The 17182-nt window shown below is 44.2% G+C and carries 10 protein-coding genes, 2 tRNA genes and 3 rRNA genes; 2 read left to right on the forward strand and 13 right to left on the reverse strand.

The genetic code is table 11. The features are described from left to right. Positions 1–213: 213 nt before the first annotated feature. Entirely contained in the window at positions 214–897 is a 684-nt protein-coding gene (bioD, locus tag D0T92_RS00105) for a dethiobiotin synthase (protein ID WP_151049084.1), read from the reverse strand. 102 nt (positions 898–999) lie between these two features. Continuing rightward, positions 1000–2406: an oxygen-independent coproporphyrinogen III oxidase gene (gene hemN / locus D0T92_RS00110; protein ID WP_151049086.1), complete on the reverse strand. Its 1407-nt coding sequence runs from the start codon at positions 2404–2406 to the stop codon at positions 1000–1002. Between the two features lie 289 nt (positions 2407–2695). Here hemN and fnr point away from each other — a divergent pair, with 289 nt between their 5' ends. After that, entirely contained in the window at positions 2696–3430 is a 735-nt protein-coding gene (gene fnr / locus D0T92_RS00115; protein ID WP_225315115.1) for a fumarate/nitrate reduction transcriptional regulator Fnr, read from the forward strand. 93 nt (positions 3431–3523) lie between these two features. On the opposite strand, the gene D0T92_RS00120 is transcribed toward fnr, so the two are convergent. The 9 genes from D0T92_RS00120 to D0T92_RS00160 all read right to left on the reverse strand — a co-directional run bounded on the left by D0T92_RS00120 (position 3524) and on the right by D0T92_RS00160 (position 13790). After that, entirely contained in the window at positions 3524–4777 is a 1254-nt protein-coding gene (locus tag D0T92_RS00120) for an NRAMP family divalent metal transporter (protein WP_151049088.1), read from the reverse strand. Positions 4778–4986: 209 nt separating this feature from the next. After that, a complete protein-coding gene (locus D0T92_RS00125; RefSeq protein ID WP_151049090.1) occupies positions 4987–6240 on the reverse strand; it encodes an Nramp family divalent metal transporter in 1254 nt (417 codons plus the stop codon). Between the two features lie 266 nt (positions 6241–6506). Next, positions 6507–6803 (reverse strand): ComEA family DNA-binding protein, encoded by a 297-nt coding sequence (locus D0T92_RS00130; RefSeq protein WP_151049093.1) that lies wholly within the window; start codon positions 6801–6803, stop codon positions 6507–6509. Between the two features lie 201 nt (positions 6804–7004). After that, positions 7005–7117: ribosomal RNA gene (rrf, locus tag D0T92_RS00135) — 5S ribosomal RNA — on the reverse strand. Between the two features lie 114 nt (positions 7118–7231). After that, positions 7232–10120 (reverse strand): 23S ribosomal RNA (locus D0T92_RS00140). Between the two features lie 341 nt (positions 10121–10461). After that, a tRNA-Ala gene (locus tag D0T92_RS00145) sits at positions 10462–10537 on the reverse strand. Between the two features lie 42 nt (positions 10538–10579). Beyond that, a tRNA-Ile gene (locus D0T92_RS00150) sits at positions 10580–10656 on the reverse strand. 127 nt (positions 10657–10783) lie between these two features. Further along, positions 10784–12324, reverse strand: a 16S ribosomal RNA gene (locus D0T92_RS00155). The 16S, 23S and 5S rRNA genes sit together here with 2 tRNA genes alongside, the layout of an rRNA operon. A gap of 665 nt (positions 12325–12989) precedes the next feature. After that, the gene (locus D0T92_RS00160) at positions 12990–13790 is read right to left on the reverse strand and encodes a cytochrome C assembly family protein (RefSeq protein WP_151049095.1); all 801 of its coding nucleotides are present in this window, start codon (positions 13788–13790) and stop codon (positions 12990–12992) included. A 112-nt stretch (positions 13791–13902) separates the two neighbouring features. Between D0T92_RS00160 and ffh the strand changes: the two genes are divergently transcribed. Next, positions 13903–15273 carry a signal recognition particle protein gene (gene ffh / locus D0T92_RS00165; protein WP_151049097.1) on the forward strand — a complete coding sequence of 457 codons (1371 nt, stop codon included), beginning with the start codon at positions 13903–13905 and terminating at the stop codon, positions 15271–15273. A 190-nt stretch (positions 15274–15463) separates the two neighbouring features. Here ffh and D0T92_RS00170 read toward each other — a convergent pair whose 3' ends face one another. Then, positions 15464–16300, reverse strand: a complete 837-nt coding sequence (locus tag D0T92_RS00170; RefSeq protein WP_151049099.1) for a PHP domain-containing protein — start codon at positions 16298–16300, stop codon at positions 15464–15466. A gap of 373 nt (positions 16301–16673) precedes the next feature. Then, complete coding sequence (locus tag D0T92_RS00175) at positions 16674–17132, reverse strand: DIP1984 family protein (protein WP_151049101.1); 459 nt, start codon at positions 17130–17132, stop codon at positions 16674–16676. Positions 17133–17182 lie beyond the last annotated feature (50 nt).

The raw sequence follows: 17182 nt of genomic DNA on the forward strand, positions 1-17182 counted from the left end.
GTTGATTTCAAAATATTTATTTAAGCTAAAGCATTATAAAAATAATATGCTGTTATTTTATCTTTGCGCCTATTAATTAGGCAAGTTATAGTATAAAAATGAAAATAAATGAGATAAATCTCATTTTACAGAAAATCACATAATATAATATTGAAAATATATTAATAAATAGTTAATTACCCACACTTAAAATAATTCAAAAAATTATTTTTCTCATTTTTTGGAATCTAAGAGCGGTTCAATAGAAAGATAAGCCGAAGCCTTTTCAGCATCGGCATCCGGAAGATAAGGCATGGCACCAAGAAAAGGTGCTGGAATACGCTGTTTTAATTCAGCCAAATAATCCTCAAAACGATGTGGGTATATACTCAAACAATTAGCAATCCAACCTGCCAACGGCAATCCGGCTTGCGCAACGGCATGCACTGTCAGTAAAGCATGGTTAAGGCAGCCCAACTTCATACCAACCACCAAAATAACCGGCAACCGTTCAAATACAACCCAATCTGAAAAATCAGTTTCGGAGTTGAGTGGTGTCAGCCACCCTCCAGCCCCTTCAGTGAGAACAAAATCACCTTGTTTTTTCAGCTCAGTCAAACCATCACTCAATTTTTGTGGTTGAATGACTATGCCCATATCGGCAGCCGCCAAATGAGGAGCGGTAGCCTCTGAAAAGGTATAAATATTATGTTGGTTGTAATTCAAACGAACAGATGATGCGGCTTGCAGTGCCAAAACATCCGCATTTAAGCCACCTTCGCCGGCCTCCGAAGCCACCGGCTTAAACCCGATACTAATCTGCCCCCGACGAGCAACCGCTCGCAACAAAGCAGCGGTACAAAATGTTTTGCCTGATTCGGTATCGGTTCCGGTAACAAAGTAAGTAAGCGGTGGCATAATTTTTTCAGACGGCGTTTTGTTAAAGCATTATATTCTACCTATCAATAAAAGAAGCCGCCATCTTCTTCATACGGAGGATACTGAAACCAAATTAACAAACTAAACTGTTCTGGAATATTGCGCTATGGTTTCTTTATGTCGTAAATAATAATCAAAAACCATAGCAATATTACGAATAAGGAAACGTCCTTTAGCAGTAACATCCAATCCGTTTTTTCTTATCTTCAATAAACCCAGTTCGGCTAATTGCTGCAAATCAGTCAATTCGGTTTGAAAATATTGCGAGAAACGAATACAAAAAACACTCTCATAAATTTGAAAATCTAATGAAAATCGACACATTAAATCTTGAATAATATTACGTCGCAATAAATCATCTTTACTCAAGCAATAGCCGCGCATTACAGGCAATCGACCAGCATCAATGGCATCATAATAAGCATTAATATCCCGCTCATTCTGAACATAAATATTACCGATCTTACCAATTGAAGACACGCCAAGTGCCAACAAATCGCAGTCGGCATAAGTAGAGTAGCCTTGAAAATTACGTTGAAGCCTGCCCTCTTTGAGTGCAAGAGACAATTCATCATCAGGCTTGGCGAAATGATCCATACCAATAAAGAGGTAACCTCGTGAAGTTAAGGTTTGAACGGCATATTGAAGTATGTCCAGTTTTTCTTCGCTACCGGGCACGCTGTCTGTATCAATACGGCGTTGCGGTTTGAAAATATGTGGTAGATGCGCATAATGATAAAGTGCCAAACGATCAGGATTCAAAGAAAGTACTGTTTCCAAAGTCGGTTTAATCGTTTCTTTTGATTGGTGAGGCAAGCCATAAATCAAATCAACGCTAATAGATTTAAAACCTGCTTCTCTCGCTGCATCAATCACTTCTTTGGTTTCTTCAAATGTTTGAATACGGTTCACCGCTTTTTGGACCTTGGGATCGAAGTCCTGAATACCGACACTCATGCGGTTAAAACCCAGCCGTGCCAAATGAAATACAGTTTCCCGAGTTACCTTGCGTGGATCAATTTCAATAGAATATTCACCATCAGGCAGCAAATCAAAGTAACGATGGATAATATTAAACACACGCTCGAGTTGCTCATTACTCAAGAAAGTCGGTGTACCACCACCGAAATGGAGTTGAATTAGCGGTCGCCGCCCATTCAAATAAGGTGCAAGCAATGCCAACTCTCTTTCAAGATATTCAATATAATTATCTGCCTTACCCGTATCTTTGGTAATAATTTTATTACAACCACAGTAATAACAAATGGTATTACAGAACGGAATATGAATATAAAGTGAAAGAGGCTTATTCAACACCCCCATTTGACGAGCATTCAATGCTTTGAGATATTCTTTATCCGTAAAACTACTGAGAAAACGATCTGCAGTCGGATAGGAAGTATAACGTGGTCCGGAGGCAGGCAACGATCCAATCAGTTTTCGATCAAACTCAGAGGAAATATTCGAAACTATTTCAATAGTCTTCATATTGATTAGCAGACATGTTCTATTTAGAAATCAAGTGAATATATGTAATGATTTAATGTTGTAATATTTACATCATTCGCACTTATAAAAACACAAATCAAATTATTGATTTAATTAAATTAAAAAAATCAAATAATAAACAAAAACTGCCCTATTATTAATAAATAGGCAGATACGGCGTATTTTGGTAGAATAACAACATTATGGCAAATATGCTTTGATGCGGGTCAAAATATAATCCGTAAGGGCGAAATAAAGTTGCTTAGTTATTTATTTAAAAGGTTTAAATATGCCCTCTCGCACCATACACAATCAGATGAAAACACTATGTTCTACCTGTTCTCTACGTGAACTGTGCCTGCCTTCAGGCTTAATGCCGTCTGAATTTGCCCAATTAGATGCCGTTATCCGTCAAAGCCGCCGCTTAAAGAAAGGTGAATGCCTTTTCCGCGCAGGCGAACCTTTTTCTTCTTTATTCGCCATCCGTACCGGCTTTTTTAAAACGACTATTGCCAGTCAAGACGGACGTGATCAGGTTACCGGTTTCTTTATGTCAGGCGAGCTTATGGGTATGGATGGTATCTGCACGCGTACCCACAGTTGTGATGCCATCGCATTAGAAGATGGCGAAGTATGCGAACTACCGTTTGCCAATATGGAAGAATTGGGTAAGACTATACCAAGCTTACAAACCCATTTTTTCAGATTAATGAGCCGTGAAATTGTACGTGACCAAGGCGTGATGTTACTACTTGGCAACATGCGCGCTGAAGAACGGTTGGCAGCATTTCTATTAAATTTATCCACCCGACTTCATTCCCGTGGATTTGCTGCTAATGACTTTATCCTACGAATGTCTCGCGAAGAAATAGGCAGTTATTTAGGATTGAAATTGGAAACGGTGAGCCGAACCTTATCAAAATTTCATCATGAAGGACTGATTAGCGTAGATCATAAACATATTAAAATATTAGAACCACAAACACTAAAAAGCATGATTTCGGGATGTACTCATGCCATATAACTAACCAAGTTAATTTTTTTTAAAAATATAGATATAGAGGCCGTCTGAAATATTTCAGACGGCCTCTAAAAGTATTACGAGTATTGTTCTAATCTAACCGAACATACCACCTTGATGCGCGAGGAACAATAAAGTGAATCCGCTTAAATAGATCAACCCTATCCAGCCCAACACCATTAACCATGGTTTCAATCCATAATTACTATTACGTACCAGAGTTAAATTTAACCAAGCAAATACTGGCGTACTTACAAAAGAAGCAATCATAGCAAACTTAAGCATCGGCATCACTGCACCTTTAAAAAATAAAATAATGCACAACGCAGCAATCGCCGCAAAAGTAATCCATATCCCCAAGATACGGTTAGTATTACGCTCACCTCTGATAATCAAACGAAACGCTTCCATATTCGCACGGGAATATCCATCTAAAACAGTAATGGTCGTGCCATACATACAAGCAAAGGCAACAAATGTCACCAACCAACGTGACCATTCACCAATGGTAGAAGCATACATATTTACTAACTGCCCAATATAGGCACCACCGGCCATTTGCACTTCTTCTCCGGTACCATATTGCACCAATGCCCCTAAAGCCAAAAAAACCAATGCCAATAGTGCCGTACCAATATAGCCGACATTAAAATCAAATAAACCGTCTTCATATTTAACAGGTTCCAGTTTGGCTTTAGCTGCCACCCACATCGAGTTAACGGTTGAAATTTCAATTGGAGCCGGCATCCATCCCATTAATGCCACAATAAAAGCCAAGGCCCCCAAGTTCCACGGGCTCGGCTCAATAAAATCAGCCTGAACCTGCGATCCCTGCATCGCCGCAACGATAACCGCTGCTACCGTTGTAATCGTCAGACTCACCATAATAATTTTCGACATGCCATCCACTGTACGATACGGGCCGACAAGCAACATTAATACACCGGAAATCAACACAATCACCGAAAGCATATTGATCGACCACTCACCGGGCAACACAAAGCTTAAAATTACCGCACATAACATACTGACTGCTGCAGCATTAATAATTGTTGCAAACACATTCAATAAGAAAAAAATCCACAAATAGATACGGCTCTTTTCTGCATAGCCTTCCAATAAACTTTTACCGGTCGATAAAGTATATTGCGGGCCAAACCGGAAAAAAGGATATTTAAACACATTTGCCAATACAACAATTAAAGCCAACTGCCAACCATAAAGCGCACCTGCTTGGGTAGAAGCGATAAGGTGCGAACCACCCACTGCTGCCGATGCCATCATAATACCCGGCCCCATTGCACTTAGTCGGGTTTTCCAACGTGAACCATCTATTGTTTTCTCACTCATATTTCTATTCCGTTAATCGATATCCTACACAATTTAAGAAAAGTGATTATACGTCAACTTTGTTAAAAAAATCTGAACAAACAAATGTATTTAAAATTAAAAATATCAAAATAATCAATATATTATTAATTAATAACATCGGATACCAAAGGCCGTCTGAAACATTTCAGACGGCCTTTAAAATATATTTTGTATATTTACCTATCTATTTAACCCAGCATACCGCCTTGATGTAAAAGGAATAATATTGTAAAACCGCTTAAATAACACAAACCCACCCAAGCCAATATCATTAACCAAGGTTTTGATTGATAACTACCACTCCGCACCAAACTCAAATTCAACCAAGCAAAGATAGGCGTACTTACAAAAGAGGCAATCATCGCAAATTTGAGCATCGGCATCACGGCGCCTTTAAAAAACAAAATAACACTCAACCCTGTTACAGCAGCATAAATAATCCATATACTTAAAATACGGTTATTGTTACGTTCTCCTCTTACAACCAAACGCAAGGATTCCATATTCACACGAGAATACCCATCTATAACAGTAATGGTCGTGCCATACATACAAGCAAAAGCAATAAATGTCACCAACCAACGCGACCACTCACCGATGGTAGAGGCATACATATTCACCAACTGTCCAATATAGGCACCGCCGGCCATTTGCACTTCTTCTCCGGTACCATATTGCACCAATGCCCCTAAAGCCAAAAAAACCAATGCTAATAATGCCGTACCGATATAACCGACATTAAAATCAAACAAGCCATCTTCATAACTGACATGTTCAATCTTACGCTTCGCAGCAACCCACATAGAATTAATCGCTGAGATTTCAATTGGTGCCGGCATCCACCCCATAAGCGCCACAATAAAAGCCAAAGCACTCAAATTCCACGGGCTGGGCTCAATAAAATCAGCCTGAACCTGCGCTCCCTGCATAGCAGCAACCACAACTGCAGCCACTGTCGTCACCGTTAGACTTATCATAATAATCTTTGATATTCTATCTACAGTACGATACGGACCAGCCAATAGCATTAATACAGCCGAAACCAATACGGCCACTGAAAGCGCATTCACCGACCACTCACCGGGTAATACAAAGCTCAAAATAACCGCACACAACATACCAACCGCAGCAGTATTAATAATCGTTGCAAATAAACTCAGTATGAAAAAAACCCATAAATACACACGGCTTTTTTCCGCATATCCCTCTAATAGACTTTTACCTGTCGACAATGTATATTGCGGGCCAAATCGAAAAAAAGGATATTTAAACAAATTGGCAAAGACAATAATCAAAGCCAATTGCCAACCATAAAGCGCACCTGCTTGAGTAGAAGCAATAATATGTGAACCACCTATGGCTGCTGATGCCATCATAATGCCTGGCCCCATGGCTCTAAGCCGAGTTTTCCAACGCGAATTGTTTAATATTCCCTCACTCATATTTCATCCTAATAAATTAATTATTATAAAAACAGCATACTTTCACAGCACATATCTACAAAGTTATTATACGTCAACTTTATTTTAAACTTATATATTCCAAGCAGTACAAAACCTTTGAGACTAAACTAGATTAACGGTTCTACCAATTCAAAAAGATTAAAGCAACAAATTGAAAGATCATTCAATTTTCGAAACTAAAGCAGCCGGGCTCATAGACGAATCCGGCTGCTTTATTCTCTCCCAGTCTGCCAAGGCGGCTGTATTTACTTTTTCAGGGCGGGTTTGGCTTTTTTATCGGCATTGTCGGCATTGTCGGCGGTAACGGCCTCTTCGCGCACCTTCGCTAAAATACCGTCGCCAATCCCCTTCACATTCTTCAACTCTGCCACCGACTTAAAGGCACCATTCTCATCACGGTAGGCCACAATCGCCGCCGCCTTCGAGGGCCCGATACCCGGCAGCTCGGCCAACTCCTCCGCCCCCGCCGTATTGATATTCACCGCTGCCGCAGCCATCGTCACCGATAGCGCCGCCCAGATGCCCAACAAATAACGCTTCATCACTGCTCCTTTGTCGTTGTGTATAAGATACCGTCTTCTTCCCAGACAGCAGCCCCATCATAAAGCAGCATACAAGTATTAACAATTATTATCACTGCATTTATCATATCTGTTGTCATGACGTCACAATAAGTATTTGTAATATATCTCTGTAAAAAGCAAAAACCCCTGATAGTATTCTATCAGGGGTTCGGTATAAGTGTCTGGCAGTGACCTACTTTCACATGGGTATCCACACTATCATCGGCGCTGAGTCGTTTCACGGTCCTGTTCGGGATGGGAAGGCGTGGGACCAACTCGCTATGGCCGCCAGACTAAACTGTCAAATCGGTAAAGCCGTTTTTATTTCAATCAACTGTTTCGGTAATGTTTGTATCGTATCCTTTTGAAGGATACAGTAAGCTTTCATCTGAAGTTCTTCAAATGATAGAGTCAAGCCTCACGAGCAATTAGTACAGGTTAGCTCCACGTGTTACCACGCTTCCACACCCTGCCTATCAACGTCCTGGTCTCGAACGACTCTTTAGTGCGGTTAAACCGCAAGGGAAGTCTCATCTTCAGGCGAGTTTCGCGCTTAGATGCCTTCAGCGCTTATCTCTTCCGAACTTAGCTACCCGGCAATGCGACTGGCGTCACAACCGGTACACCAGAGGTTCGTCCACTCCGGTCCTCTCGTACTAGGAGCAGCCCCCGTCAAACTTCCAACGCCCACTGCAGATAGGGACCAAACTGTCTCACGACGTTTTAAACCCAGCTCACGTACCACTTTAAATGGCGAACAGCCATACCCTTGGGACCGACTACAGCCCCAGGATGTGATGAGCCGACATCGAGGTGCCAAACTCCGCCGTCGATATGAACTCTTGGGCGGAATCAGCCTGTTATCCCCGGAGTACCTTTTATCCGTTGAGCGATGGCCCTTCCATACAGAACCACCGGATCACTATGTCCTGCTTTCGCACCTGCTCGACTTGTCGGTCTCGCAGTTAAGCTACCTTTTGCCATTGCACTATCAGTCCGATTTCCGACCGGACCTAGGTAACCTTCGAACTCCTCCGTTACTCTTTGGGAGGAGACCGCCCCAGTCAAACTGCCTACCATGCACGGTCCCCGACCCGGATTACGGGCCTGGGTTAGAACCTCAAAGACACCAGGGTGGTATTTCAAGGACGGCTCCACAGAAACTAGCGTCTCTGCTTCAAAGCCTCCCACCTATCCTACACAAGTGACTTCAAAGTCCAATGCAAAGCTACAGTAAAGGTTCACGGGGTCTTTCCGTCTAGCAGCGGGGAGATTGCATCTTCACAACCATTTCAACTTCGCTGAGTCTCGGGAGGAGACAGTGTGGCCATCGTTACGCCATTCGTGCGGGTCGGAACTTACCCGACAAGGAATTTCGCTACCTTAGGACCGTTATAGTTACGGCCGCCGTTTACTGGGGCTTCGATCCGATGCTCTCACATCTTCAATTAACCTTCCAGCACCGGGCAGGCGTCACACCCTATACGTCCACTTTCGTGTTAGCAGAGTGCTGTGTTTTTAATAAACAGTCGCAGCCACCGATTCTCTGCGACCCTCCAATGCTTACAGAGCAAGTCTTTCACATCGAAGGGCATACCTTCTCCCGAAGTTACGGTATCAATTTGCCGAGTTCCTTCTCCCGAGTTCTCTCAAGCGCCTTAGAATTCTCATCCTGCCCACCTGTGTCGGTTTGCGGTACGGTTCAATTCAAACTGAAGCTTAGTGGCTTTTCCTGGAAGCGTGGTATCGGTTACTTCTTGTCCGTAGACAATCGTTATCGCTTCTCGGTGTTATGAAAGTCCGGATTTGCCTAAACTTTCCACCTACCGGCTTGAACAAGCTATTCCAACAGCTTGCTAACCTAACCTTCTCCGTCCCCACATCGCATTTGAATCAAGTACGGGAATATTAACCCGTTTCCCATCGACTACGCATTTCTGCCTCGCCTTAGGGGCCGACTCACCCTACGCCGATGAACGTTGCGTAGGAAACCTTGGGCTTTCGGCGAGCGGGCTTTTCACCCGCTTTATCGCTACTCATGTCAACATTCGCACTTCTGATACCTCCAGCAACCTTCTCAAGTCACCTTCTTCGGCCTACAGAACGCTCCCCTACCATGCATGCAAGCATGCATCCGCAGCTTCGGTTACAGATTTGAGCCCCGTTACATCTTCCGCGCAGGACGACTCGACCAGTGAGCTATTACGCTTTCTTTAAATGATGGCTGCTTCTAAGCCAACATCCTGGCTGTCTGGGCCTTCCCACTTCGTTTACCACTTAATCTGTCATTTGGGACCTTAGCTGGCGGTCTGGGTTGTTTCCCTTTCGACAACGGACGTTAGCACCCGCTGTCTGTCTCCCATGATTGCACTTTCCGGTATTCTTAGTTTGCCATGGGTTGGTAAGTCGCAATGACCCCCTAGCCATAACAGTGCTTTACCCCCGGAAGTGATACATGAGGCACTACCTAAATAGTTTTCGGGGAGAACCAGCTATCTCCGAGTTTGTTTAGCCTTTCACCCCTATCCACAGCTCATCCCCGCATTTTGCAACATGCGTGGGTTCGGACCTCCAGTGCGTGTTACCGCACCTTCATCCTGGCCATGGATAGATCACTCGGTTTCGGGTCTACACCCAGCAACTAGACGCCCTATTAAGACTCGGTTTCCCTACGCCTCCCCTATCCGGTTAAGCTCGCTACTGAATGTAAGTCGTTGACCCATTATACAAAAGGTACGCAGTCACACCTAAAGGTGCTCCCACTGTTTGTATGCATCAGGTTTCAGGTTCTATTTCACTCCCCTCCCGGGGTTCTTTTCGCCTTTCCCTCACGGTACTGGTTCACTATCGGTCGATGATGAGTATTTAGCCTTGGAGGATGGTCCCCCCATATTCAGACAGGATTTCACGTGTCCCGCCCTACTTGTCGTATATTTAGTACCACCAATGAAATTTCGAATACGGGGCTGTCACCCACTATGGCCAAGCTTCCCAGCTTGTTCTTCTATCTCAATGGCTATCGTATACAGGCTCCTCCGCGTTCGCTCGCCACTACTTGCGGAATCTCGGTTGATTTCTTTTCCTCCGGGTACTTAGATGGTTCAGTTCTCCGGGTTCGCTTCTCACTCCCTATGTATTCAGGAGCGGATACTGCACAGAATGCAGTGGGTTTCCCCATTCGGACATCACCGGATCATAGCTTTATTGCCAGCTCCCCGATGCTTTTCGCAGGCTTACACGTCCTTCTTCGCCTATCATCGCCAAGGCATCCACCTGATGCACTTATTCACTTGACTCTATCATTTCAAGAACCTCTTTGACTTCATCTAAATTACCGTTGACGAGTAATCAGATTAGATGTTCATACTTTGATAAAGCTTACTGCTTTTGTTGTGTGTAACTTATGCCTTTTGTCTTTCATAAGTTACTCGATACAATCATCACCCAAATACTGTACAACTTACCTTTCGGTAAATCGACATTGTCTTTGTTTGTTGATTTCGGCTTTCCAATTTGTTAAAGAGCGATGCATGCCTACTAAACAACGACTGTTGCTTAGTCACTTTGCAAATTAAAAACAGCTTTTAAAGCTGGCTTTAATTTAAAAAGTAGCAATATGTTTTAACCTAGCGGCTTTTGGTGGAGGCAAACGGGATCGAACCGATGACCCCCTGCTTGCAAAGCAGGTGCTCTACCAACTGAGCTATGCCCCCTTATCCGTCCGGACAGCTTCTACAACCTGCCCGAAGAATCTCTGGTGGGTCTGGGAGGACTTGAACCTCCGACCCCACGCTTATCAAGCGTGTGCTCTAACCAGCTGAGCTACAAACCCAAGGTCTCTATTGTCTTAACAACAGACAGCTTATAGCTTGCGCATAAGCATTCTTAAAACTTCTCATGCATCTTTTACACAGCTTACCGATAAGTGTGAGTACCCAACAACCTCTTCTTTTCTCTAGAAAGGAGGTGATCCAGCCGCAGGTTCCCCTACGGCTACCTTGTTACGACTTCACCCCAGTCATGAAGCATACCGTGGTAAGCGGGCTCCTTGCGGTTACCCTACCTACTTCTGGTATCCCCCACTCCCATGGTGTGACGGGCGGTGTGTACAAGACCCGGGAACGTATTCACCGCAGTATGCTGACCTGCGATTACTAGCGATTCCGACTTCATGCACTCGAGTTGCAGAGTGCAATCCGGACTACGATCGGTTTTATGAGATTGGCTCCACCTCGCGGCTTGGCTACCCTCTGTACCGACCATTGTATGACGTGTGAAGCCCTGGTCATAAGGGCCATGAGGACTTGACGTCATCCCCACCTTCCTCCGGCTTGTCACCGGCAGTCTCATTAGAGTGCCCAACTTAATGATGGCAACTAATGACAAGGGTTGCGCTCGTTGCGGGACTTAACCCAACATCTCACGACACGAGCTGACGACAGCCATGCAGCACCTGTGTTACGGCTCCCGAAGGCACTCCTCCGTCTCTGGAGGATTCCGTACATGTCAAGACCAGGTAAGGTTCTTCGCGTTGCATCGAATTAATCCACATCATCCACCGCTTGTGCGGGTCCCCGTCAATTCCTTTGAGTTTTAATCTTGCGACCGTACTCCCCAGGCGGTCAATTTCACGCGTTAGCTACGCTACTAAGGCATCAAGTGCCCCAACAGCTAATTGACATCGTTTAGGGCGTGGACTACCAGGGTATCTAATCCTGTTTGCTACCCACGCTTTCGGGCATGAACGTCAGTATTATCCCAGGGGGCTGCCTTCGCCATCGGTATTCCTCCACATCTCTACGCATTTCACTGCTACACGTGGAATTCTACCCCCCTCTGACATACTCTAGCTACCCAGTTTCAAACGCAGTTCCCAGGTTGAGCCCGGGGATTTCACATCTGACTTAAGTAACCGTCTGCGCCCGCTTTACGCCCAGTAATTCCGATTAACGCTCGCACCCTACGTATTACCGCGGCTGCTGGCACGTAGTTAGCCGGTGCTTATTCTTCAGGTACCGTCATATGTTCGTGGTATTAGCACAAACCCTTTCTTCCCTGACAAAAGTCCTTTACAACCCGAAGGCCTTCTTCAGACACGCGGCATGGCTGGATCAGGGTTGCCCCCATTGTCCAAAATTCCCCACTGCTGCCTCCCGTAGGAGTCTGGGCCGTGTCTCAGTCCCAGTGTGGCGGATCATCCTCTCAGACCCGCTACTGATCGTCGCCTTGGTAGGCTCTTACCCCACCAACTAGCTAATCAGACATCGGCCGCTCGAATAGCGCGAGGTCCTAAGAGCCCCCGCTTTCCTTCTCAAAGCGTATGCGGTATTAGCCATCCTTTCGGACAGTTATCCCCCACTACTCGGTACGTTCCGATGCATTACTCACCCGTTCGCCACTCGCCACCAAAAGAGCAAGCTCTTCCGTGCTGCCGTTCGACTTGCATGTGTAAAGCATGCCGCCAGCGTTCAATCTGAGCCAGGATCAAACTCTTATGTTCAATCTCTAACTTATAACTTCTGGTCTGCTTCAAAGAAACCGACAAGATTTTATTCCTGTCTGTTTTTGTCGCAGTGTGAGGCCGTCAGGCACTCACACTTATCGGTATTCTGTGTTGTTAAAGAGCATTCCCGCCACTGCGTCAGCAGCGAAGAAACCGAACTATACCGACTCAAAAACACCCAGTCAATACCCTCAAACTCAAAAAATGCAACCAAAAACACAACCAATTGTTTATTTTAAATAAATTATATAAATATTTTTTAAACAACTTGAACCATATATATTGGATATATTCAACCTAATCAACAGCTCCTATTTTTTATAGGGCAATTATGATTTAGACAACCTACACACTTAATAACTAGAAAGGCCTAACTTTTTAATTTTTAATTTTAATGATATTTGTTTTTAAATAAATTTCTATTTAATTTTATATTCCCCACAAAGAAAGCTTGCACTTTATCAGAAGATGAATTACATTGAACTACATTAAGTGATGTAAATCACAAAGCCAAGTAAACAAAGGCAAAAATCAATATAATAATTATTGTATTGCAGAAATAGAGAAAATTTAAGCATCAATACCAAGCGGGCTACCTTAAAGTTGTTTAAAGGTAGCCCGTTTTATATAAAAGTATTTTTTACAAAATCTATTTTATTTTTTTATAAAACGACTTCTAAGACAAACTTACTGCCTACATAAGCAAGCATTAGGCTAATAAAACCAATAACCGTCCACACTGCTACTGTTTTCCCACGCCATGCAGTCATACCGTGTTTTAACAATAATCCACCATAAATCAACCAAGATAATATGCCAAAAACTGTTTTATGGGTCAGCATTACCGGCTTATTGAAAATTTGATCGGCAAAAAAAGTACCACTGACAACAGAATAGGTTAGCAATAGGAACCCCGCCCACATACCTTGAAACATCAGTTTTTCCAAACTAAGTAGCGGCGGCAAGAAAGAAACCAACGAGGATATTTTTTTCTTATGTAGATTGTTATTCAACAATAAAATCAAAACAGCCAGTAAAGTCACGATACCAAACAATCCATATGCCAATAATGAAGCGCCAATATGCAACATAAACGGCCAATCACTGATTTGATACCCTGTGAATTTTCCTGGAAAAATAGTTGCCATTAATAGAGACATGGCTGCGCAAGGATAAAGAAGTAACTGTAACCCTTTTAAATTGTAAAAGAAGCTTCCAATACAATACATCGCCAACATCAGCCAAACAATTAGGCTGACAGAATAGCCGAAGCCCATTATCACCACCTTATCTTCCACAACGGGGGTAAGTAATACAGCTAAATGCACCAGTAAAGATGGAGTCAATACGACTAACTCAGCCTTTAAGGGATAAGGCTTATTATTTTGTTTTTGATGATACCACCATACAAAGCCTGTTAATCCTGCATAGACAAGTATCAGATAAATCAATACAACCGGCATGGAAAACTTTCTCTTGCATACATATTCTTGCACGCATGCATAGTGTAAAATACAATAATTTTATCAAAGATAAGCCTGATTCGGGCAGTTTTTCTCAATTTCAAGGACGCTCATGTTAGATAACTTAACCAACCGCTTCGGCAGTGTGCTGAAAAACATACGCGGCCAAGCCAAATTAACCGAAGACAATATTAAAGAAGCTTTAAGGGAAGTCAGATTGGCACTGCTTGAAGCCGATGTGGCTCTGCCTATTGTTAAAGACTTCGTAAATAAAGTAAAAGAACAGGCGCTCGGGCAAGAAATCACCGGCAGCTTAACACCCGACCAAGCCTTTATCGGCATAGTTAACGATGCGCTTGTCGATCTGATGGGCAAAGAAAACAGCTCTTTAGATTTGGCAACGGCTCCGCCCGCCGTGATTTTGATGGCCGGCTTGCAAGGTGCCGGTAAAACCACAACTGTCGGCAAATTATCCCGCCTGCTGAAAACCAATCAGAAAAAGAAAATTCTGGTTGTTTCCGCCGACGTATACCGCCCTGCCGCTATCGAACAACTGCGATTGCTGGCCGAACAAGTCGGCGTCGACTTTTTCCCTTCAGATACCCAACAAAAGCCGGTAGATATTGCCAAAACTGCGGTGGATTATGCGAAAAAGCATTTCTATGATGTTTTGATGGTCGATACCGCGGGCCGCTTGGCGATTGATGAAGAAATGATGAACGAAATTAAAGCATTGCACGCTGCCGTTCATCCTATTGAAACTTTATTTGTTGTAGATGCCATGTTGGGCCAAGATGCCGTCAACACCGCGCAAGCCTTTAATGAAGCATTACCGCTGACCGGTGTGATTCTGACCAAAATGGACGGCGATTCGCGCGGCGGTGCGGCTTTATCGGTACGCCAAGTTACCGGCAAACCGATTAAATTTATCGGTATCGGTGAAAAAATCAACGGATTAGAGCCTTTCTATCCAGACCGTATCGCCAGCCGTATTCTCGGCATGGGCGACGTACTCAGCTTAATCGAAGACGTACAAAAAGGCATAGATGAAGAAGCCGCCACCAAAATGGCGAAAAAGCTGCACAAAGGCAAAGGCTTTGATCTGAACGACTTTAAAGAGCAAATCCAACAAATGCGCAATATGGGCGGCTTGGAAAGTCTGATGTCTAAAATGCCGGGAGAACTTGGCCAATTATCCAAACAGATTCCGGAAGGTACGGCTGAAAAAGCCATGGGGCATGTGGAGGCCATTATTAATTCCATGACCCCCAAAGAGCGTGCCAACCCTGCATTGCTGAAAGCCAGCCGCAAGCGTCGTATAGCCCAAGGTTCGGGCACTTCCGTTCAAGAAGTCAATAAAATGCTGAAACAGTTCGAACAATCTCAGCAAATGATGAAAATGTTCAGCGGTAAAGGCATGGCCAAGCTGATGCGCATGGCTAAGGGTATGAAGGGTATGAAAGGCATGTTTCCAGGTATGTAAACTTTCAGACGGCCTACAAACTATTACAAGGCCGTCTGAAACACTCGAACATCCTCAACATGAGGCCGTCTGAAAACTATTTTCAGACGGCCTTTTATATGCTTTGAATTACGACGCTTTACCATTCAGACGGCCTCTATGAATAAAACAATAACAAGCTATTTTTATCTAACCAGCAATACCGCACTCTTTAGGCCGCCTGAAAACATGCCCACACCGGCCGGCAGATTTCCGGCAGTTCCGGACTCACACCCAATACGCCGCCGCTATAATCGCCCAAGCGGTGAAAATCGCTGCCTACGCTCGACAATAAACCATAGTTCTGCGCCAGTAGCGCATAATTAAAGCAGTCGTTTTTATCACTACTGCCGCTATGCACTTCAATCGCCTGCCCGCCCAAGGCTTTAAACTCTTCAAATAAATTACGCTTGGCCGTAGCCGAAAAACCATAACGCATCGGATGGGCAATCACCGCTACGCCGCCCGCACCGCAAATCGCATCGACACACTCGGCCAATGTTGTCCATTCATGCCCGACCGATGCCGGTTTGCCGTCACCTAAATATTTGGTAAACGCCTGCTGCTTATTGCGGACATGACCTTCGTTGATTAAAAATTCGGCAATATGGGTGCGGCTGACCATTTCGGGATTGGCTGCCAATGCCAAAGCACCTTCATAAGCTCCGCTAATCCCTTTTTTCTCCAGTTTGCCGGCAATCGCTTCCAAGCGTTTCAGACGGCCTTTGCGTACTTCTGCCAACAGATTTTGCAATTTTTCATTCTTTTCATCGAAATTCAAACCGACAATATGCACGGTTCGCTTGCGCCACGTCACCGAAACTTCCACACCGTTAATAAACCGCAAGCCCAAACTGTCGGCTTCCGCCCGAGCTTCTGCTAAACCGCCGGTATGATCGTGATCGGTCAACGCCAGCATGGTGCAACCATTTTGATGGGCCAAGCGAACCACTTCCGCCGGCGAGAGCATGCCGTCTGAAACATTGGAATGGCAATGAAGATCTATCATATAAACGGGGCTTTCAGACGGCCTCGGTGATTTTCCGATACCGTACTACTTAAAAATAAAAGAATATTGGGCGTTATGCCAACGCCCATCAAAACCGGCTTTAAAACCGATGGATAATATCATTGCTAATTTGGCCGCGTGCCAGAAAACCGATTTCCCACATGCCCACCCTCATCTTCCGGATACAAACCGATACATGGTAGTTACAATCAGCGGTTCAGTGTAAACAATCACTTGTACTGGGCATCAGTTGTAACAGGGACAAAGCCCGATATGGCAGCCCTTTGCCACTCCAAGTATGTGTTTTTCACAGAGGTTGTATCCACTTTTGTATCGGAAGACTAACCGAAACGGTTTTCAGACGGCCTTATCGTTAGAGCGGCACATCATACTGCCAATTGGCCTGTTGTACCAACGCATCCAGTTCACGGTATTTTTTTGCCACTTCATCAGCCTGACGGCGGATAGCCTTAATATCGACTGCCGATAACATCTTAATTTCACTACGGCTATAGCGGGATTGCTCAGGTGTCGCCGCATCGGCCAAGGCCGTTAAGGCTGCGTATTCGGCTTTCAATAAATCACGTCGCGCCAGCGCGGTTGTCATACCGGTGCCATCAGATAAGCTGACTCTGCTGTTGGTTTGGTTCACCGCCACAATCAGCTTTTCTAATTTTTCTATTGTCTGCCGATATTCTATTAATAAATCTTTCGGCTGCTCGGCAGGCTCTTCACCTTCCTGATATTGGGCATTTTGTTTTAAACGTTGGGCAAGCTGCGCTAGCTTTCTTTGTAAATCAGCACGTTCGATTAAGGCTTCGGCCAGTTTCATTGTTGTATCCTTATATTTTTATTTTTCAGACGGCCTCTATTCAAAAAAGG

It is taken from the genome of Neisseria zalophi, from assembly GCF_008807015.1.
GTDB lineage: Bacteria > Pseudomonadota > Gammaproteobacteria > Burkholderiales > Neisseriaceae > Neisseria > Neisseria zalophi.